We start from the raw sequence: 19,895 nt of genomic DNA, 5'->3' as shown, positions 1-19,895 counted from the left end.
AACGTGCAACAACTGCGCGGGTGAAATTTACACAGGGCGCTGTTCAGTTCAGCTATGATTACCGTGCTTGCCCAACAGCATCCTGAAAGACCATTTTGAAACAAATCAGCACATTCGGCGCCTCCCGCTACCAGATCGGCGACCTGCAGCTGCTGCGCAACGCCGATGACGACACCACCATCGCCAAGCTGCTCGCGCCCTGCCCCATCATGCAACTGGAAGCCGACCAGGCGGTCACCGAGTCCAGCCGCGCCCGCCTGTACATCGTGCTGCGCGGGTCGCTGTCGGTCGCCACCGACACCCGCACCGGCATGGCCGACGGCACCGTCAGCAAGATACTGCCGGGCGAAAGCGTGGGCGAACAATCGGTGTTGGACGAGGAAGCCAACCTGTCGAGCATCACCGCGCTGGAGCAGAGCGAAGTGCTGGTGATCGAGGCCGACATCGTCTGGAAGCTGATCGACGAATCGAATGTGCTGGCGCGTAACCTGCTGCGGCTGCTGTCCTTCCGCATCCGCGCCGCCAACGCGCAGCTGCGCCGGCGCCAGAAGCTGGGCGAGTTCTACCGCCAGTTGTCGATGATCGACGGCCTGACCGGGCTGTACAACCGCGCCTGGCTCAACGACCTGCTGCCGACCATGGTGGCCACCGCGCAAGGCTCGCACGCGCCGCTGGCGCTGATCATGATCGACCTCGACCACTTCAAGAAATTCAACGACAGCCACGGCCACCTGGCCGGCGACCAGGCCCTGCGCGCCGCCGCGCACGTGCTCAGCAGCGCGCTGCGGCCGACCGATTTCGCCGTGCGCTACGGCGGCGAGGAAATGATGGTGCTGCTGCCCGACACCAGCGACAAGGTCGCCGTGGCGGTGGCCGAGCGCCTGTGCGAACGGATGCAGCAGGCGGTGGTGTTCGCGGACATGCGCGTGCCGCTGCCGCAGATCACCGCCTCGTTCGGCGTGGCCACGCTGCAGCCGGGCCAGGACGAACAGGCGCTGATCGCGGCCGCCGACGCCGCGTTGTACCGCGCCAAGGACCTGGGCCGCAACCGCGTGGCCCATCACGCGCTGGCGGTTTAAGCGGCGCCCTTGGTGTCGGCCGGGGCTGGTTGCGCCTTGTGCGCGGCGGCGAAATCGGCATAGCCCTTCTGCACCAGCTCGTACGTCTTGTCGATATTGCTGGCGACGTCGCCGTTCAGCACCTTCAGCCCGTCCAGCACGCCGCGCGCTTCCTTGAAGCCCTGGTCCACGCCTTTTTGCAGCGTCTCCATGAACTTGTTGAGCACCGCATCGCCGTCCTCGCCCGGGTGTTGCTGTTTGAAAGCATCGTAAAACGCGGTCGACAGCGATACAATGCGGCTCGCCGTGCCTTCCGGCGTATTATCCTGCGACACGGCGTTCTGGATGGCGTTGTCGCCGAAATCGTCCTTAAGCGCCTCGTTGATGCCGGTCAGCGCTGTTTTCAGCAAGACCGACAACGGTTCGTTGGAAGAATTCAGCGATACCGTCAAGGAAGCTTGTACGATAGATACATTGAGCTGCGCCTTGGCCTTGGCCGCGACCGACACATTGCCGTCGTCCTTGGCTGCGGCCGGAACGCTGGAAGTGGCAGCCGAGCTGCCCGGAGTTGCCGATACTGGAGTCGCCATGATCTAGCTCCTGATGAGGGGTATCCCATAATTATCGGCACAATAACGAATAACTTGACCGCACCCTATGACCACACAGACCTTTCTCTGGCACGACTACGAAACCTTTGGCGCCCAGGCGCGCCGCGACCGCCCGGCGCAATTCGCCGCGATCCGCACCGACGCCGACCTGAACGAGATCGGCGACCCGATCATGTTGTATTGCAAGCCGGCCAATGATTTCCTGCCGGATCCGCAATCATGCCTGATCACCGGCATCACGCCGCAGCAATGCCTGGAATGGGGCGTGCCCGAGCACAAGTTCGCCGCCACCATCGAGCAGGCGTTTTCCAAGCCGGGCACCATCGGCGTGGGCTACAACACCATCCGCTTCGACGACGAGATCACCCGCTTCATGTTCTGGCGCAACCTGATCGACCCATACGCGCGCGAGTGGCAGAACCAGTGCGGCCGCTGGGACCTGCTGGACGTGGTGCGCATGACCTACGCGCTGCGCCCGGAAGGCATCGAATGGCCGATGCGCGAGGACGGCAAGCCCAGCTTCAAGCTGGAGCACCTGGCCAAGGCCAACGGCCTGCTGCACGAGGCCGCGCACGATGCGCTGTCGGACGTGCGCGCCACCATCGCGCTGGCGCGCCTGATCAAGCAGAAGCAGCCCAAGCTGTTCGACTTCTGCCTGGCGCTGCACAAGAAGGACCGCGTGGCCGACGAGATCGGCATGCACCTGGCACCGCAGCTGCGCGCGCCGTTCCTGCACGTGTCCGGCATGTTCCCGGCCGAGCGCGGCTGCATCGCGCTGGTGTGGCCGCTTGCCACGCATCCGACCAACAAGAACGAGGTCATCGTCTGGGATTGCACCTACGATCCGAGCGAGCTGTTCACGCTGGACGCCGACACCATCCGCACCCGCATCTTCAGCCGCAGCGACGCGCTGCCGGAAGGCATGACGCGCTTGCCGGTCAAGAGCATCCACCTGAACAAATCGCCGATGCTGGTGTCCAACCTGAAGACGCTGTCGCCGGCGATGGCGGCCAAGTGGGGCATCGACCTGGAGCAAGGCAAGGCCTACGCCGCGCTGGCAGCGGCCGGGCGCAACATGGATGCGATTTGGGAGCAGGTGTTCTACCGTCCCGCCGGCGAGGAGCTGGACGTGGACGAGGACCTGTACAACGGCTTCGTCGGCAAGGAAGACCGCCGCATGCTCGACACGCTGCGCAAGGAAACGCCGGCCAGGCTGGCCACGGCGTCGCCGTCGTTCAGCGATCCGCGCCTGCTGGAGCTGCTGTTCCGCTACCGCGCGCGCAACTTCCCCGAAACCCTGTCCGAAGGCGAGATGGAGCATTGGGAACAGCACCGCGCGGCGCGCTTCTACGAAGGCGCGGGCGGTGCGCGCAGCATCGACCAGTTCTTCGGCGAGATCGACCATCTGCAGCAGGATGCCGATGAGCGCGCCGAACAGATCCTGGCCGAGCTGTACGAGTACGTGGAGCTGATCGCTCCAGCGCACTAGCCTCGCTCAGGCGCGATGCTGGTTGATGGCGTCGCGCGTTTCCAGCGCCACGCGGCGGGCGGCGGCGGCGAAGTCCTCACCGGCTTGCGGCGCCGCGTACAGGATGGCGCGCGACGAGTTGATCATCATGCCGGTGCCATCGTAGGTGCGGCCCGACTTGACGGTGGCTTCGATATCGCCGCCTTGCGCGCCGATGCCCGGCACCAGCAGCGGCATGTCGCCGACGATCGCCCTTACCTGCGCCAGTTCCTCAGGGAAGGTGGCACCCACCACCAGCGCGCATTGGCCGTTGGCGTTCCACTTGTCGGCCACCAGGCGCGCCACGTGCTGGTACAGCGGCTTGCCGTCGACGTTGAGGAACTGCAGGTCAGAACCACCCGCGTTCGAGGTGCGGCACAGGATGATCACGCCGCGGTCACTCCACTCCATGTACGGCTCCACCGAATCCGAACCCATGTAAGGGTTGACGGTCACCGCGTCGGCGCCGTAGCGGTCATAGGCCTCGCGCGCGTACTGGCGCGCGGTGGCGCCGATGTCGCCGCGCTTGGCGTCCAGGATCACAGGCATGTGCGGATAGTTGTCGCGCACGTAGTGGCAGATTTTTTCCAGCTGGTCTTCCGCGCTCAGCGCCGCGAAGTAGGCGATTTGCGGCTTGAACGAGCAAGCCAGGTCGGCGGTCGCGTCGATGATCTCGCGGCAGAAGTGGTAGATGCCTTGCGGGTCGTTCTGGAACTGGGCCGGCAGCTTGGCCATGTCCGGATCCAGGCCCACGCATAGCAGGGAGTCGTTGGCCGCCCAGGCGGCAGATAATTTGTTGATGAAAGTCACGACGCACCCCTCGAATTTATTGCAAACCCTCTATTGTAACGCGCCCGCAGCGGGCTGTTAAAATTTGATCCTCACTCATTAGAAAGCAAAAACCTATGAAACTCTCGAACAAAGTCGCGATCGTGACCGGCGCCACCCAAGGCATAGGCTTGGCTTGCGCGCAGCGCCTGGTGGCCGAAGGCGCCAAGGTCATGCTGGTGGACATCAAGCCGGAAGGCGCGTCCGCCGCCGCGACGCTGGGCGACCAGGCGCGCTTCTTCGCCGCCGACGTCAGCCAGAAATGCGACGTCGACGCGCTGGTGGCCGCCACCCTGGCCGCGTTCGGCCGCATCGACATCCTGATCAACAACGCCGGCGTCACCCACGCCGCCGATTTCCTCGACCTGACCGAGGACGATTTCGACCGCGTGCTGCGCATCAACCTGAAGTCCATGTTCCTGTGCGGCCAGGCGGTGGCGCGCGAGATGGTCAAGCAGCGCAGCGGCTGCATCATCAACATGTCCAGCGTGAACGCCGAGCTGGCGATTCCGAACCAGGTGCCGTACGTCGTGTCCAAGGGCGCGATCAACCAGCTGACCAAGGTGATGTCGCTCAACTTGGTCACGCACGGCATCCGTGTCAACGGCATCGGCCCCGGCACCATCCTGACCGAACTGGCCAAGCAGGCCGTGATGGCCAGCCCGGAAGCGCGCCACACCATCCTGTCGCGCACGCCGATGGGCCGCTGCGGCGAGCCGGAGGAAGTGGCCTCCATCGCCGCCTTCCTGGCCAGCGACGACGCCAGCTACATGACCGGCCAGACCCTGTATGTGGACGGCGGCCGGCTGGCGTTGAACTACACGGTGCCGGTCAATTAAACAGTTATGCGAAATATTGATGTCTGGTATCTGAAACAACAATTAGACACATATCTGGCCTCCCCCCATAATTACACCTGTCTCCACTATTCTCCTCCAAGAAAATAGTTTTAAGCCCGCTTTAACCAGCGGGCTTTTTTTTGCTCCCTGTCATTACCGCGTCATATTCGCTCCCTATACTGGTCACATCTTCAGTACATGCAACCGATAGGCATGACGGAAGAAAGGTGCACCGGGCTTCCGGTGCACCACTCCCCCTTTTTTGCGCCGCATGGTATTGTCCGGGGCATGATCAAGCACCTTCTTCTGACCAATTCCCACGCCCGGCTCCGCTACTGGACCGCCATCGTCCTGTACCTGATGATACTGGTGCTCGGCTCGCTGCCCGGCGCCCGCCAGGACATCGGCCAGGTCGCCTCGGGCCTGATACTGCACTCCATCGCCTACGCGGGCCTGACCTTCCTGATCTTCACCGGGGGCACAGGCAGCGCCCGGCTGCGCGCCGGCAAGGCGGTACTGACCATCGCCCTGATGGGTGCGCTCGACGAGTACGTGCAAAGCTTCTTCCCGTACCGCCATGCCGCCGTGTCCGACTGGCTGGTCGACTGCAACGCCTCGCTGCTGGCCGCGCTGTTCATGTGGGCCCTCTGGACCCGCTACCGCATCCAGCCGTCAAACTGATATCGCCGGCGCGTTCTCCAGATGCGCCGATGGCCAGTTCGACATCCATCCGCATCTGCTGCAATTGCTCCAACTTGGCCACGCGTACCAATTCGTGCAATAAATGTGTCATTAAATGCTTACTGCGCGGGTCCGACGCCTCTCCACAGGTTGAATTAATTAAATCTTCGATAATAATGTCTGTCACGCGTGTCAACATATCGATGTCCTTTAAAGTGATACCGAACAATTATTGCGTGTGAGTAGCATGCTTCAATTGATGTATATCAATCGCGACGGGATGTCCGGGAACAAAACCGCGACTCCTGCCTCTTAATCAAATGGCTAGTCATTTTGTTGAGTGAACATCGAGGAGGAAGATATGAATATGACCAGAAACAGCACGATCGCGCTGCTTATCCTGGCGCTTGCCGGTTGCGCCGCAGAGCGTAACGGCGAACCCAGCGGTAGTAGCGGTACCAGCGGCAATACGCCCAGCGGCACGTCCAGCTACACACCCAGCAGCAGCCCGGGCAGCCAAAGCAGCACCACCGGCACCATGACCAGCAGCGGCAGCACCAACAGCAGCGGCATGGCTGGCAGCGGCACGAGCGGCAGCGGCGCCATGGCCAACAGCAGCCAGAGCGCGCAAACATCCTACGGCGTGGTGCAGGCGATCGACCAGATACAGCGGCAGGATGTGGGCGTGGGCGCGGTGGGCGCGGCGGCGGCGGGCGGCAGCGTCGGCTCGCCCACCGACAAAGTCTATCGTGTCACCGTGCACATGGACGATGGCAGCAGCCAGATGGTGGTGGTCGATTCCATGCCCAGCTACAAAATCGGCGACCGCGTGCGGTACAGCAACGGCACCTTGAGCAGCTATTAGTACAGCTGTTCGACTTGGTAGCCCCGCCGCTTGAGCAATTGCGGCACGCCATCATCGCCCACCAGATGCAGCAGGCCCACGCCGACAAAGGCGACCTGGTCCTGCTGCATGATGCGCTCGATATTGCTGGCCATTTCAGGATTGCGCTTGCCTAACAGCACGCGATTCATGAAGCCGGCGGAAATCGTGTCGCCGCTGGTGGCCGACTGCCAGACGGCGTGGATGCGGGGCGCGTCGGCGGAGTTCCAGGCGTCAATCAGCGCGGTGGATTTCTTCAGCGAATCGCCGTCGGCCAGGTCGGCCAGGTTCTCTAGCAGATACTGCTCCTGCTGGCGCTCGTCCAGCGTATCGAACAGCGCGAGCTGATATTCGGCGCTTTCCAGCTCGCGCACCTTCTTGTCCTGGCTCTTGGCCGCCGCCAGCAGCGCGTATTCGACAGCCTGGCTGCGCTGGTAGCCATGCACCTCCATCTCCGCGCCGATCAACAGGTTGGCGATCAGCCAAGGCTTGTACTGCTGCACCGATTGCAGCGACAAGCCAGCCCGCGCCAGCGCCTGCACGGTCAGGCGCAGCGTGGCCGGCGACAGATGATGCTGCACGGTATCGCCGTCCGGATAGCGGCCGTGGCGTGCCAGCGCCAGCTGGAACGGCGCGTCCTGGCGGATATCAAGCTCGATCACCAGCGCCTTCGAGTCCAGCAGCGCGCGCGTCACCACCGGATCCAGCGGATAACTGCCGTCCTTGCCGACGTGAATGGTACCGAACAAATAGCTGGTCTTGCCATCATGCGTGACGCGGTACAGCTGGCCGCGATGCACGATCGAGGCCGGCTCGCTCAGGCCGGCGGCAAACAGCGCCTGGCAGCAAGCGATCAACAGCGTAAAAAGAATAACAAGTTTCTTAGGCATGAGTTTCCCCGCGATAGCAGGGCATGCCATCGAACAAATAAAACGGAATATGGGAGGTGTAAGGCGAGGCGCGTTACTGTTTCCAATGGTAAATCAAGTAAATGCCCGGGGAAATATTTTTTTAAATCCGAAGGTTAAACTTCAGCGAAATAAACACACTAAATAGCAGCTAAATAACGAAAACAATGCCTATATGTTCAGTGATTAGCGAATTAATATGCTTATTTAAAGCGGGATCGGTAACAGCCCGCGCAATCCGGCCGCCGCCAGCGCGCCCGGCCCGTTCTGTGTATGCTTGTCGCTCCATATGGAAAGGTTATACCCACACCTGTTCCATGGGATTTATTAATTAACGCTAACAGCCGGACCGACACCCATGATTCCATTTTCCATCCTCGACCTCTCCCCGATCGCCGAAGGCAGCACGCCCGCCGCATCGTTCCGCAACACGCTGGACCTGGCGCAACACGCCGAACGCTGGGGCTACCAGCGCTACTGGCTGGCCGAGCACCACGGCATGCCGGGCATCGCCAGCGCCGCCACCGCCGTCGTCATGGCCCACGTGGCCGGCGGCACCTCGACCATCCGGGTCGGCGCCGGCGGCATCATGCTGCCCAACCACGCGCCGCTGGTGATCGCCGAACAGTTCGGCACGCTGGAGGCGCTGTTCCCCGGCCGCATCGACCTCGGCCTGGGCCGCGCCCCAGGCTCCGACCAGACCACCGCGCGCGCCCTGCGCCGCAACCTCGACAGCGACGCCGACGCCTTCCCGCAGGACGTGCTGGAGCTGCAGGATTATCTGTCCGACACGCCGCGCCAGCGCGTGCTGGCCGTGCCCGGCAAAGGCGCCAAGGTGCCGCTGTGGATTTTAGGATCGAGCACTTTTGGCGCGCAGCTGGCCGCACACATGGGCCTGCCGTTTGCCTTCGCCTCGCACTTCGCGCCGCAGATGATGATGCAGGCCATCGACCTGTACCGCAGCAACTTCCAGCCGTCGGCCCAGCTGGCCAAGCCGCACGTCATGCTCGGCTTCAATGTGTTTGCCGCCGACACCGACGAGGAAGCGCACTACCGCGCCACGTCGATGCAGCAAGCCTTCGTCAACCTGCGCAGCGGCCGGCCCGCCCGCCTGCCGCCGCCGCAGGCCGGCTATCTGCAATCGCAGGGGCCGCAGGAACGCGCGCTGATCGACTCCGTGCTGTCGTGCTCGGCCATCGGCGCGGCGCCCACCGTGCAGCGCCAGCTGCAGGAATTCATCGCCCGCACCGGCGCCGACGAGCTGATGATCACCTCGCAGATCTACGACCACGCGCAGCGCCTGCGCTCCTACGAAATCACGGCCGAGGTGCGGCAGGCGCTGACGCGCGCGCAAGCGGGGCTGTAGGCAAAACGGGCCACGCTCAGCAGCAATTTGCGTTCGCCGGTAAAATTGCCGGCTGCAAATTGAAGGAGCACACGTGAGCCAGTCCCACGCCCAGCACGACATCTCCCCCGGCATGGTCTGGTTGTTCGCCACCGCGACCGGACTCATCGTCGCCAACCTGTACTACGCGCAAACGCTGATCGGCCCGATCAGCCGCGCCACCGGCCTCGATCCCGGCGCCGCCGGCCTGATCGTCACGCTGACCCAGATCGGCTACTGCCTCGGCCTGATGTTCATCGTCCCGCTGGGCGACCTGCTGGAAAACCGCCGCCTGATCTTCATCGCCCTGCTGACCACGTCGGCCGCCCTGCTGGCGGCCTCGTTCACGCGCAGCGCCTCCTTGTTCCTGCTGGCGTCCTTCAGCATCGGGTTGGGTTCGGTGGCGGCGCAGATCGTGGTACCGTTCGCCGCCCACATGTCGCGGCCGGAGACGCGCGGCCAGACCGTGGGCAAAGTCATGAGCGGCCTGCTGATGGGCATCATGCTGGCCCGGCCGGTGGCCAGCCTGGTGGCCGACGCGCTGAGCTGGCATGCGATCTTCGTCATCTCCGCGCTCGGCACCGCCGCGCTCGCCTTCCTGCTGCGCGCACGGCTGCCGCAGCGGCATCCAGGATCGGGCATGCACTATTTCGCATTGCTGGGTTCGATGTGGCACCTGCTCAAGACCACGCCGATCCTGCGCCGGCGGGCCGCGTATCAGGCCTGCATGTTCGGCGCCTTCAGCCTGTTCTGGACCTGCGTCTCGCTGGAGCTGACAGGCCCGCGCTTCCAGCTGAGCCAAACCGGCGTCGCCGTCTTCGCGCTGGTGGGTGTGGCAGGCGCCATCGCCTCGCCGATCGCCGGCCGCCGCGCCGACCAGGGCAAGAGCCGCTCCAACACCGCCATCGCCCTGACGCTGGGCGCGCTGGCGTTCGCGATGCCGTTGTTCATCCACGGCAACCGCCTGCTCGAACTCGGCGTACTGGTCTTCACCTCGATCGTGCTCGACATGGGCGTCTCGGCCAACCTCGTAACGGGCCAGCGCGCCATCTTCGCATTGCCGGCCGAAATCCGCAGCCGCCTGAACGGCCTCTACATGGCCCTCTTCTTCATGGGTGGGGCCTTAGGCTCATCGCTGGGCGGCTGGATGTTTGCCGCGCACGGCTGGACCGGAGTCCTATGGGCCGGCCTCGCCTTCCCCCTGACCGCCCTCTGCATCTTCGCCACCGAATAAAATTGGGGTCAAGTCTGGCATTCGGACACGAGCTGAGCCGCAGCAGCCGCTACGGCTCAGCTCGTGTCCGAATGCCAGACTTGACCCCAGTCGCACTACAGCAGAGCTCGTGTCCGAATGTCAGACTTGACCCCACTGGGTAGACTTGACCCCACTGGTTAGTGCGACCAGAGGCGGACTTGGCCTTGCAGCGATACCACGCCGTTGATGTTGAGACTGCCCAGGTTGCCGGTGACCGGGGCGTTCGGATCGGTCTGCACACTCAGCGATTCGAAGCCGAAGTTGGTGTAGCGTACGTATCCCGGCAGGCCGATGGCGATGTAGTCTCCGCCACCATCTGGCCGCGTCTGCACGCCGAGGCTGACGGCGAACATGTCCACCACGCCGCGCACATTCTTGAACACGATGTAGCGGTTCTGCCCGTCTCCATTGAAGCCCAACGATAAGCGGCTGTCGCTGACCGCCCCCACCAGCGTCGGATCGTTCAGCGACACGTGCGCCGCGAAGCTGATGCCGTCCTGCCCGCTCACCTGCGACAACTCCTTGTCGTCAAGCGCCTGCAGGCTCCCGGCCTGCGCCACGCCCGCCGCCAGCATCATCGAGAGAAACAGTGCGCGCGCCATCAGTGCTTGAACTTAATGTCGAGATACTGGATCTGCACCGATCCGATGCGCGACGATCCCAAATCCACCGTCGGCTGCCCAGGACTCACAAACGAAATATTGTCGACCACGATCCCTCCCGCCGGCGCCACGCCGCTGCCATAACGCGCATCCGGCCAGTCGATGCCGATGTGCAGACGCGGTCCGGTCTCGTCGGTCAGTGCGTTGATCACCGCCGGCTGCGAAGCCACATTGGCCAGCATCCACGGCGTATTGTTGAACACGCCATTGCCGTCGACGCCGCCGATGTGCACGCCGCTCAGCACCATCGCCTCGGTGGCGTCGGTGCGCCCGCGCGGCTGGAACGACAGCTGGCCGATATCCATGCGCAGCGCGGCGCCAAACGCCACGCCGTCATTGACCTGCGGCGTGGAAAACTGCAGCCCGCCACCGGTGAACACCAGATCCTTGATCACCACACTGCCCTGCTCGCGCGTGACGCCATCCGCCGTCACGCCCCAATCGTAGGCGGCTTGCCAGCGCTGGTCGGCATTGGTGTTCAAGGGAAAAGCGATATTGATGACATCGGCTAGACCAGGCGCGCCGGCCACGATGTCCAACTTGTAGGGATCGGAAAACGGCAGCGGATTGTCGCTGCGCGAAGCGCTGAATTTTTCCACATAAAGGCTGGAGCCAACCGGCGTGGTATAGCTGACGCGCGCGTCGCCGCTCATGGCGAAGCCGTTCAGGTCGAAGCTGACGCCGTCGCGCCCGCGCACCGACGACAGCGCCGCGTCATTCAACGGCTCCATCGCCAGCGCCGGCGCGCACACGGCGGCCAACAACGCCAGCACGGCAGCGCGCACGGCCGTCATCAGCGGCCCTTCGGCAGGTTGGGCGGCACCAGGCCGGAGGTGTTGAGCGCCTGCAGCTTGTCGCGCCAGTTCATCCAGATGCCGGCCTGCGCCGCATCGGACGCCGGCACCCCGGCCGCGCTCGGGAACTGCACTCCGGTCTTCAACACGGAGATCCAGAAATCGCGGCTCGGCCCGGCCGCATCGCCCGCCGTCACGCCGCCCAGCTGAGCCAGCGACAAACAAGGCGCGGTGCACGCGCCGTCCCAGCGCTTGCCGCCCAGCGTGTCGGTGTGCGAATCAAGCAGCACCGCGCTGCCGTCGGCCGCCACGCCCGTCACCCGCATCGAGCCCGACAGGCTGTTGACCTTCAAGCCGATGTCGCCGCTGATGCCCTCAAAACCAAAACGCATGCCGACCGCCTCGCGCGAGGCGCCATCGGCCGCGTTCTTGTAAACAAATTCGAAATACGGATTGCTGATGTGGACCAGGCGCTGCGCGTCGGTGCCGTCGCTGCGGCCGAACTGCATCAGGCCGATGTCGATGTCGGCGCCGCTGCCGTTGCGCGGTCCGTAGGTATATTCGCCCAGCCGCATATTGCGCAGGTTGGCGCTCAGCGAGATGTCCGCGTCCAGCGCGATCTTGCTGAAGTCGTAGCCGCCCAGGCTGGTGTTGGTGAGCGCGACCAGACCCTGCCCGCGCGTGTTGGACAGCTCTTCTTCGCTCAGTGGCCGCATTTGCGCTGAAGCCGTCAGCGTGCAGCAGGCCAAAGCCGCGCACAGCCACAGCGAACGCAGGGAATAGAGGGAGTTCATGATGTGGGGATCAACAGCCGCCGCGGCGGCTGTTGAAGCTCAGCTGATTAGTGAGCGAAGATCCAGACGGTGGTGCCGCGCATGTCGATCTGGTTCATTGCGACCGAACCGAACGATGCCGCGCTGTTGCCCATCTTGATCGCGTCAACCGACACGTTCAGGTAGTGGCCGTCAGCAACCACGCTTTGCGGGATGGCGATCTGCACCACGTCGCCGCCGGTGGCTGGGTTGTAGAAGGTGCCTGGGTTGGTCACGCCAGCGGCGCCGGCAGCGGCCAGGAAGGAGTTCTTCGACAGGATGTCGATGTTGGCGGCGATCAGGCCGTTGACCTTGATGCCGTTGAAGCTGACCGAACCGCCACCCATGCCGTTCGCGTCCAGCGCGTCGGTGTCGGTGTAGGTGAACGATGCGATTTTGATGTTCAGGTTGGCAGCGATCGACACGCCGTCCTGGCCGCTGACGGTGCTCAGCTCTGCGTCTTGAATCGGGGTCATGGCCGATGCCGAGAAGGCCAGGGTTGCCAGGGCTGCTGCTGCTGCGGTTTTGATGAATTGCATGTGGTCGTCTCCGTGAGGTTTTGGTCTAGGTATTTTGTGTTTTTTTCAATGCTGCGTAACCATCTTAGGGCTACGCTGTCGCCAGCGTCCAGCATGCCGCGCTGACTTTTCAGGCCAAGCTACAGACCCTGCGAGCCAGCGCGGACAAGCCTGGATTAGTGCGCGAAGATCCAGACGGTGGTGCCGCGCATGTCGATCTGGTTCATTGCGACCGAACCGAACGATGCTGCGCTGTTGCCCATCTTGATCGCGTCAACCGACACGTTCAGGTAGTGGCCGTCAGCGACCACGCTTTGTGGAATGGCGATCTGCACGACGTCGCCGCCGGTGGCTGGATTGTAGAAGGTGCCTGGGTTGGTCACGCCAGCGGCGCCGGCAGCGGCCAGGAAGGAGTTCTTCGACAGGATGTCGATGTTAGCGGCGATCAGGCCGTTAACTTTGATGCCGTTGAAGCTCACCGAACCGCCACCCATGCCGTTCGCGTCCAGCGCGTCGGTGTCGGTGTAGACGAAGGAGTCAATCTTGATGTTCAGATTGGCAGCGATCGACACGCCGTCCTGGCCGCTGACGGTGCTCAGTTCCGCGTCCTGGATCGGGGTCATGGCCGATGCCGAGAAAGCCAGGGTTGCCAGGGCTGCTGCGATTGCGGTTTTTACGATTTGCATTTTTTATCTCCGAGTTGTGTATGAATTTTTTTGTCCGGGCCCACGGCCGTTCAGTCTGGTCCTCGGCTCCGGGTAGGAGCTTCGGCGCACTGTCCGGTGCCGTGAAAATCTTAATATTTGACTATTAATTGAGTCCATCATAGGAGTCGCCGCCAACGCCGGTCCAGCGCGGCGCGCTGACTTCTAAAGCCAACAACGTGGCCTTGAGAGCCACACAGAGTGAGGACATGGATGTGGTCGTTGTTGCACTTTTGTTGTCGCCTGTAGCACAGGTTCGTCTGAAATTTTCTAGAGTCACATCTCTAAAAAAACAGATGCTCGGTTTTGCCAAATCATGCGTTAATTAATTACTAGAAAAGAAAGACGAGTTGTCGCCTTAATAAAGCACGACCGTTCTAATTAAGAATATTGGAGACAAGATGAACCCAACAACGGGGCGCCCGACGCCTCTGGGCGAAGCCTACGCCCGCAGTTTTTCCCGCCAGTCCCGGCAGCATTTCTATCGCGCGCGCAAGGGCGCGCTCTTGCGCGTAGCGCGCCCCGCGCGCGAGGGCTGACGCCATGCTGATGATCCTGCTGACCGTCCTCGCCGCCGCCATCGGCGGCGCCGGCTTCATGTCCCGCAACGAACCGCAAGACCGTCCCAAGGGCCAGTACGAGATGCCGCAGACCATGCTGGGCGGCGGCGCCTATGTGCAGTCGGTGGCGATGGAGCCGTTCTCCGAGCTCAAATACAAGCACATCGTCCGCCAGGCCTTCGACTTCAGCTGCGGCTCGGCCGCGCTGGTCACCATCCTCAACTACCACCTGGGCGTGATGGTCAACGAGCAGCAGGCCATGGAAGGCATGCTGGACAAGGGCGAGAAGGAAAAGATCATCGAGCGCCGCGGCTTCTCGCTGCTGGACATGAAGCGCTACGTCGGCTCGCTGGGCCTGTCCGGCGCCGGCTTCAAGGCCGAGATCAAGGACCTGATGACGCTGGAGGAACCAGCCATCGTGCCGATCGACTACGCCGGCTCCAAGCACTTCGTGGTGTTGCGCGGCATCCGCGACGGCGTGGTCTTCATCGCCGATCCGTCGGCCGGCAACATCGTGTTCTCGGTCGAGGAGTTCGCGCGCTGGTGGGACAAGAACACCCTGTTCATCATCTCCCCGGCCAAGAACCAGAAACCGGTGGGGCAGCTGGCGCTGTCCGATCAGGAACTGGGCGTGGCCGACATGGACCGCGTCACAGGCAAGGGCCGGCAGGACGGCCTGTCCAACTCGGCCCAGCTGTTGCTGCGCGCCGTCAATTCGGGCGCCGCCGGCACCTGGATGCATCGCAATTAACCCCAAGCAGCGCCCACTCTCTCAAGGATGACCACGATGATTTTCCGTACCCTGCCTATCGCCGCAGCCATTGCCGCCGCCCTGCTGGCGCTGCCCGCCGCCGCGCAACAGACGCCGCAGACCCCGTCGGCCGCGCCGGCCAGCGCCGACGCCGCCCGCGACGCGCTGGCCAAGAAGGAAGGCGAAGGCGACCAGAGCGCGCTGCTCAAGCAGACCCTGACCGCCGTCGACAAGCAATACTCGCTGATCCGCCGCAACCAGATGGCCATCACCTACGACCTCACCTATTCCTACGTCGGCGAGGAGCGCATCGTCACCGACCTGGCCAACGGCAGCACCACGCTGTTCAACATCGAGAACACCAGCTCGCACAGCATCACCAACACCTTCTCGGCCGACTACGGCGTGCTCGACAACCTGACCGGCAACGTCACCCTGCCCTTCATCTCGCGCTACTCGGACAACAACCTGTCCAATGGCGTTTCCAACTCGCTGGGCGACCTGTCCGTCGGCGCCCGCTGGCAGCCGTTCGAGGCGCACCGCGACACGCCCAACCTGACCGTCACCAGCAACGTGCGCCTGCCGACCGGCCGCAGCCCGTTCAAGATCATCGCCGGCAGCGGCGAGGCCACCGGCAGCGGCGTCGGCGCCTTCTCGGCCGGCCTCAACGTCAACAAGATCGTCGACCCGGTCGCGCTGTTCGGCTCGCTCAACTTCACCGCCAGCCTGCCGGCCAAGAACCTGTGGCAGGTCAACGGCACGCGCGTGCTTACCCGCGTCCAGCCCGGCAACACCATCGGCTTCGGCATGGGCTTCGCGTACGCGCTGTCGTACGGCATCTCCACCACGATCTCCTTCCAGGAGGCGATCTCGGCCGGTTCCAAGCTGCGCTTCGCCGACGGCCTGGAAGCCAAGACCCACATGCAGACCTCCAGCATCCTCAACATGGGCCTGGGCTACCGCATCTCGCCCAAGACCACGGTCAACCTGTCGGTCGGCATCGGCCTGACGCCGGATTCGCCGAACATGACGGTCGGCATGAACATCCCGCTCAACTTCTGACCGGCCCGATCTCTTCATGAACCCGTCCCCTCCAGCCTTCGCGCAGCGGCGCCTGCTGGCGGCCGCCGTTGCGGCCGCTTGCACCACGCTGTGCCCGCTGCCGGCGCACGCCGCGCTGACCGAGAACCTGACCACCAGCGTGGTCGCCATGTCGCTCGGCAATGCCGTGACCGCCGATCCGCCCGGCGTCGCCTCGATCCACTTCAACCCCGCCGGCCTGGCGCGCCTGACCGGCGACGGCGAGAGCATCCACAACTTCGTGGCCTCGATCCGCACCGCGGCCAGCTTCACGCCCGGCCCGAACTTCGACATCGGCGGCTGGAAGGACGATCCGTTGTCCAACACCCACACCGGCCCGGTGCGCCAGGTGATGTACGTGCCCGGCTACGGCATGCCCGGCTGGCGCCTGCCCGCGGTGGCCGTGCCCGGCATCGGCATGTACTGGAACAAGGCCGGCTCGCCATGGACCTTCGCCACCGACAGCTATATGGCGCAGGCCATGAGCCTGGACCGCACCACCGATCCCAACGACCCCGGCCAGTACCAGGGCCGGCAGGAGCAGATCCAGCGGCTGGTCTATCTGTCGCCGTCGGTCGGCTACAAGTATTCGGACACGCTGCGCTTCGGCGTGGCGGTCCCGATCGCCCACGCCGCCTTCGTGGTCGACACCAATATGCGCTTCCCGAATGAGCTGCTGGGCGTGTTCGGCCAGCTGCAGAAAGGCTGGTGCCCGGAGGACGGCGGCAACATCATCGACGTGCTGGGTTTCGGCGTGTGCGGCGGCGGCAAGGACGGCATGGTCAGCCCGTTCAAGAAGGCCGCCAACATGCGGCTGGAACTGACGGCCCCGTTCGACCCCACCCTCAACCTCGGCGTGCTGTGGGAACCGCGGCCATGGCTGGCGCTGGGCGCGGTCTACCAGGGCGGTTCCAAGACCCACTACACCGGCAACTACCGCTTCGACACCGAGCCCATGCTGCGCAACTTCGTGCGCGGCATGAACGCCTCGCTGCTGGGGCCGATCGCCGGCGCCGTGCTGGGCTTCCCGACCTCGATCCCGGCCACGCAGAAGGGCAACATGAGCGCCATCATCCCCTTCCCCTCGCACCTGCAGGTGGGGATCAAGCTCAAGCCGATCCGCTACGTGCAGCTCAACGTCGACGCCAGCTACGCCCGCTGGAGCGAATGGGACGCGCTGCGCTTCCAGTTCGACCAGAGCATCAAGCTGCTGGAGGTGGCGCGGCTGTACGGCATCCCGGACTCGGGCAAGCTGGTCATCCCGCGCGGCTACAAGAGCGTGGTCAACATGGCCTACGGCCTGCAACTGTTCCCGATGGAGCGGCTGGCGCTGCGCTTCGGCTACGAGCCGCGCAAGACCTCGATCCCGAACAACAAGCTCGACCTGCTGGCGCCGCTGCCCAACACCAAGCTGCTGAGCACCGGCCTGAGCTTCAAGGTCAACAAGAACACCGAGGTCAGCGTCACCGCCTCCTACATGACCGGCAAGTACGACGTGCCGGCCAACACCGACTGCAATCTGAACTGCAGCAACTTCCTGAACATCATCTACAACCCGTATGCCGGCCAGAACGTCAAGGGCGACATTCACGTGCGCTATTTTGGTTTCGAGATCAACAAGCGTTTCTGATTTTTTGAGGAGCACACCATGAAGACACCCATCACTATCCATTGCAAGCGCGGCCTGTTGCTGCTGGCGCTCATCTCTGCCGGCGCCTGCGCCGCGCCGGTGCCGCCGGCCAAGCAGGCGCTGGTCGACAAGGTGCTGAAGCTATGGAACCCGGACAACATCGGCCAGCAGATGCTGCAGGCGCCGGTGGCCGACGCCGTGCAACAGGCGCGCGCCATGCTGCAGGGCCGCGCCGTGCCCGAGAAGCGCGATGCCGCCATGAACGACATCGTCGGCGAGGCCAAGCAGTTCATGGCCGACGCCACGCCCATCACCAAGGGCAGCGCCGACAAGCTGATCCCCACCACCATCGCCCCGCTGCTGGCCGAGCGCTACACCGAGGAAGAATTGAAACAGCTGATCGCCATCCTCGAATCGCCGGTCAAGAAAAAATTCGAGGCCATGCTGCCGGAAATGCAGAAGACGCTGGGCGAAGGCGTGGCGGCCGACACCCGCGCCGTGATCGATCCGAAACTGCAGGGCCTGAAAGAAAAAATCGGCCTGCGTCTGCGCGCCGCGGTCACGCCATGACCTACTCCTCCGCCCTGCATCTGGTGCGCGGCGTCAAATCGCGCCTGCACCACTCCGGCGTGGAAGCGGAAGCGCTGTTCGCGCAAGCCGGCCTGGACGAAGGGGACGGCCTCGCCTGCGACGCCCTCACGCTGTCCGACAAACTGAGCCACCTGTGGGAACTGGTGGTGGAAAAATCCGGCGATCCGCTGATCGGCCTGAAGATCTCCTCGCCGCACCGGCTCGGCTGGCTGGGCGTGATGGGCCATATCATGCTGGTATCGCCGACGGTGCAAAGCTCGATCGAGCGCTGCCACGGCCACACCCGCGTCGGCTTGCTGCTGCCGGGCGCGCAGCGCGACGTGCCGCAACAACGCTACGACTTCGTCTGGTGCGTGCTGCTGCGTTCGCTGCGCTGCGCCGCCGGCCGCGACGACATCGCGCCGGTGGTGGTGGAATACACCTTCGCCGAACCGGCCAACGCCCACGTGTACGAAGAGACCTTCGGCTGCCCGGTCAAGTTCTCGATGCCGCACAACGTCATGGAATTTTCCGACACCGACCTGGTGATGGCCTTGCCGGCCAACCCGCCGCTGGTGCCCGGCAGCGGCGAACGCGTGCTGGCCTCGCTGGCGCGCGCCGAGCCGCCGACCTTCAGCGCCAAGGTGCAGGGCCTGCTGGCCAGCCTGCTGCCCAAAGGCCCGCCGCACCGCGACGACGTCGCCGCCCAGCTGATGATGAGCGAGCGCACCTTGCAACGGCGGCTGGCCGAGGAAGGCACCAGCTTCACCAACCTGGTCGACGACACCCGGCGCGAGCTGGCGCGGCAGTCGCTCAGCTGCGGCGAACTGTCGCTCAAGATGCTCAGCTTCCAGCTGGGCTTCTCGGAGCCGAGCGCGTTCTACCGGGCCTGCAAGCGCTGGTTCGGCATGGCGCCGTCGGACATCGTGCACATGGCGCATCAATCGGGACCGGAGCCTGAATCGATGCACGCCACCACGCCGCGCAAAACGGCATAACAATAAAAAGGAGACGGGGCGATGGGATGGTTATCGAGTAATCAAAGCAAGTCGATGCTCGGTCAGCTGCTGGTCAAGCAGAAGCTGATCACCGAAGAACAACTGGCGGCCGCGATCGAGCTGCAACGGACGACGGGGCAGCGGCTGGGCGACATCTTCGCCGAGCTCAACCTGATCACGCAGCAGCACATCGAAGAAGCGCTGCGCAAACAGCGCCGACTGCGGATGGCCGCCGCCATCGCCACCTCTTTGCTGGCGCCGCTGGAAACCTACGCCGCGCAAGCGCTGCCGTCGCTGGCGGTGGGCACGCCGGTGGTGCTGAGCAGGGACCAGCGCGGCCTGCAGATCAAGGAGCGCCCCGGCCTGCAAGCCCTGAGCGAAGAAGAACTGGGCGACACCTCGGCCCAGGGCCTCAGCGACGAGCTGATCCAGGCCGTCAAGCAGACCAAGAACAACGGGCTGGAAGTGGTGGGCGACATGGCCAAGCTGCTCAATCCGGTGCTGGGTTTCCTGGAGGCGGACACCAGCATGAAGAACGTCGTCTACGATCCGAACAAGGCCACCGCCACGATCAACAAGGACGGCTCGTTGACGTTGAACTTACCGTCGTCGATCGGCGAGATCAACTTCAACAATATTCGTGTGAAAGGCACCGAAGGCGCCAGCTTCGGCAGCATCTCCATCAAAGGCATCGACCTGACCGGCACCTCGATCACGATGGCCTTCCATCACTAAAAAAATGGGGTCAAGTCTGACATTCGGACACGAGCTGGTCCGTAACGCAATGGGGTCAAGTCTGGCAATCGGACACGAACTGGGCCGTAGCGTCAACTACAGTTGAGCTCCTGTCCGAATGCCAGAC

The 19,895-nt window shown here is 63.8% G+C and carries 21 protein-coding genes; 13 read left to right on the top strand and 8 right to left on the bottom strand.

Annotated features, from left to right (window positions below):
• The first annotated feature begins 95 nt into the window (after positions 1-95).
• Entirely contained in the window at positions 96-1,079 is a 984-nt protein-coding gene (locus tag ACUJB0_RS12165; RefSeq protein WP_444845451.1) for a GGDEF domain-containing protein, read from the top strand.
• Here ACUJB0_RS12165 and ACUJB0_RS12160 read toward each other — a convergent pair.
• Positions 1,076-1,648, bottom strand: a complete 573-nt coding sequence (locus tag ACUJB0_RS12160; RefSeq protein ID WP_444845450.1) for a DUF5610 domain-containing protein — start codon at positions 1,646-1,648, stop codon at positions 1,076-1,078. The two genes, ACUJB0_RS12165 and ACUJB0_RS12160, sit on opposite strands and share 4 nt — an antisense overlap.
• Before the next feature lie 67 nt (positions 1,649-1,715).
• On the opposite strand from ACUJB0_RS12160, the gene sbcB reads away from it, so the two are divergent.
• Positions 1,716-3,158: an exodeoxyribonuclease I gene (sbcB, locus tag ACUJB0_RS12155; RefSeq protein ID WP_444845449.1), complete on the top strand. Its 1,443-nt coding sequence runs from the start codon at positions 1,716-1,718 to the stop codon at positions 3,156-3,158.
• A 6-nt stretch (positions 3,159-3,164) separates the two neighbouring features.
• On the opposite strand, the gene pyrF is transcribed toward sbcB, so the two are convergent.
• Entirely contained in the window at positions 3,165-3,986 is an 822-nt protein-coding gene (gene pyrF / locus ACUJB0_RS12150; protein WP_444845448.1) for an orotidine-5'-phosphate decarboxylase, read from the bottom strand.
• A gap of 95 nt (positions 3,987-4,081) precedes the next feature.
• Here pyrF and ACUJB0_RS12145 point away from each other — a divergent pair, with 95 nt between their 5' ends.
• The 3 genes from ACUJB0_RS12145 to ACUJB0_RS12135 all read left to right on the top strand — a co-directional run bounded on the left by ACUJB0_RS12145 (position 4,082) and on the right by ACUJB0_RS12135 (position 6,389).
• Positions 4,082-4,843, top strand: coding sequence for an SDR family NAD(P)-dependent oxidoreductase (locus tag ACUJB0_RS12145; RefSeq protein WP_161092016.1), 762 nt, complete (start codon positions 4,082-4,084; stop codon positions 4,841-4,843).
• Positions 4,844-5,131: 288 nt separating this feature from the next.
• Positions 5,132-5,524, top strand: a complete 393-nt coding sequence (locus tag ACUJB0_RS12140) for a VanZ family protein (RefSeq protein WP_444845447.1) — start codon at positions 5,132-5,134, stop codon at positions 5,522-5,524.
• 361 nt (positions 5,525-5,885) lie between these two features.
• The gene (locus tag ACUJB0_RS12135; RefSeq protein ID WP_444845446.1) at positions 5,886-6,389 is read left to right on the top strand and encodes a hypothetical protein; all 504 of its coding nucleotides are present in this window, start codon (positions 5,886-5,888) and stop codon (positions 6,387-6,389) included.
• Here ACUJB0_RS12135 and ACUJB0_RS12130 read toward each other — a convergent pair.
• The gene (locus ACUJB0_RS12130) at positions 6,386-7,297 is read right to left on the bottom strand and encodes a TraB/GumN family protein (RefSeq protein ID WP_444845445.1); all 912 of its coding nucleotides are present in this window, start codon (positions 7,295-7,297) and stop codon (positions 6,386-6,388) included. The genes ACUJB0_RS12135 and ACUJB0_RS12130 overlap by 4 nt on opposite strands.
• A gap of 376 nt (positions 7,298-7,673) precedes the next feature.
• On the opposite strand from ACUJB0_RS12130, the gene ACUJB0_RS12125 reads away from it, so the two are divergent.
• Positions 7,674-8,681, top strand: a complete 1,008-nt coding sequence (locus ACUJB0_RS12125) for an LLM class flavin-dependent oxidoreductase (RefSeq protein WP_444845444.1) — start codon at positions 7,674-7,676, stop codon at positions 8,679-8,681.
• Between the two features lie 112 nt (positions 8,682-8,793).
• Positions 8,794-9,933, top strand: a complete 1,140-nt coding sequence (locus tag ACUJB0_RS12120; RefSeq protein WP_444845564.1) for an MFS transporter — start codon at positions 8,794-8,796, stop codon at positions 9,931-9,933.
• 158 nt (positions 9,934-10,091) lie between these two features.
• On the opposite strand, the gene ACUJB0_RS12115 is transcribed toward ACUJB0_RS12120, so the two are convergent.
• The 5 genes from ACUJB0_RS12115 to ACUJB0_RS12095 all read right to left on the bottom strand — a co-directional run bounded on the left by ACUJB0_RS12115 (position 10,092) and on the right by ACUJB0_RS12095 (position 13,426).
• On the bottom strand, positions 10,092-10,556 hold the full coding sequence (locus ACUJB0_RS12115; RefSeq protein WP_444845443.1) for a DUF6160 family protein: 465 nt from the start codon (positions 10,554-10,556) through the stop codon (positions 10,092-10,094).
• Positions 10,556-11,410 carry a DUF6160 family protein gene (locus ACUJB0_RS12110; RefSeq protein WP_444845442.1) on the bottom strand — a complete coding sequence of 285 codons (855 nt, stop codon included), beginning with the start codon at positions 11,408-11,410 and terminating at the stop codon, positions 10,556-10,558. Before ACUJB0_RS12110 ends, ACUJB0_RS12115 begins: the two co-directional genes overlap by 1 nt.
• Entirely contained in the window at positions 11,410-12,204 is a 795-nt protein-coding gene (locus ACUJB0_RS12105; RefSeq protein ID WP_444845441.1) for a hypothetical protein, read from the bottom strand. Before ACUJB0_RS12105 ends, ACUJB0_RS12110 begins: the two co-directional genes overlap by 1 nt.
• Positions 12,205-12,251: 47 nt before the next feature.
• Complete coding sequence (locus ACUJB0_RS12100) at positions 12,252-12,761, bottom strand: DUF6160 family protein (RefSeq protein WP_117015911.1); 510 nt, start codon at positions 12,759-12,761, stop codon at positions 12,252-12,254.
• Positions 12,762-12,916: 155 nt separating this feature from the next.
• Positions 12,917-13,426 (bottom strand): DUF6160 family protein, encoded by a 510-nt coding sequence (locus ACUJB0_RS12095; protein ID WP_117015912.1) that lies wholly within the window; start codon positions 13,424-13,426, stop codon positions 12,917-12,919.
• A gap of 561 nt (positions 13,427-13,987) precedes the next feature.
• On the opposite strand from ACUJB0_RS12095, the gene ACUJB0_RS12090 reads away from it, so the two are divergent.
• From ACUJB0_RS12090 to ACUJB0_RS12065, 6 genes are read left to right on the top strand one after another with little or no spacing between them, the layout of a single operon-like run.
• A complete protein-coding gene (locus ACUJB0_RS12090) occupies positions 13,988-14,755 on the top strand; it encodes a C39 family peptidase (RefSeq protein ID WP_444845440.1) in 768 nt (255 codons plus the stop codon).
• Between the two features lie 36 nt (positions 14,756-14,791).
• Positions 14,792-15,817 (top strand): transporter, encoded by a 1,026-nt coding sequence (locus tag ACUJB0_RS12085; RefSeq protein WP_444845439.1) that lies wholly within the window; start codon positions 14,792-14,794, stop codon positions 15,815-15,817.
• 16 nt (positions 15,818-15,833) lie between these two features.
• Positions 15,834-17,465: an OmpP1/FadL family transporter gene (locus ACUJB0_RS12080; protein WP_444845438.1), complete on the top strand. Its 1,632-nt coding sequence runs from the start codon at positions 15,834-15,836 to the stop codon at positions 17,463-17,465.
• A gap of 18 nt (positions 17,466-17,483) precedes the next feature.
• Positions 17,484-18,035: a DUF2059 domain-containing protein gene (locus tag ACUJB0_RS12075; RefSeq protein WP_444845437.1), complete on the top strand. Its 552-nt coding sequence runs from the start codon at positions 17,484-17,486 to the stop codon at positions 18,033-18,035.
• Positions 18,032-19,033, top strand: a complete 1,002-nt coding sequence (locus ACUJB0_RS12070; protein ID WP_444845436.1) for an AraC family transcriptional regulator — start codon at positions 18,032-18,034, stop codon at positions 19,031-19,033. The genes ACUJB0_RS12075 and ACUJB0_RS12070 overlap by 4 nt, the downstream gene beginning before the upstream one ends.
• Before the next feature lie 54 nt (positions 19,034-19,087).
• Entirely contained in the window at positions 19,088-19,768 is a 681-nt protein-coding gene (locus ACUJB0_RS12065) for a cyclic di-GMP-binding domain-containing protein, MshE-related (protein WP_444845435.1), read from the top strand.
• The last annotated feature ends 127 nt before the right edge of the window (positions 19,769-19,895 follow it).

The organism is Duganella caerulea (assembly GCF_040362985.1).
Lineage (GTDB): Bacteria > Pseudomonadota > Gammaproteobacteria > Burkholderiales > Burkholderiaceae_D > Rugamonas > Rugamonas vulcania.
The sequence above is the reverse complement of the archived record's forward strand: the minus strand, read 5'-3'. Positions and strand labels throughout refer to the sequence as shown.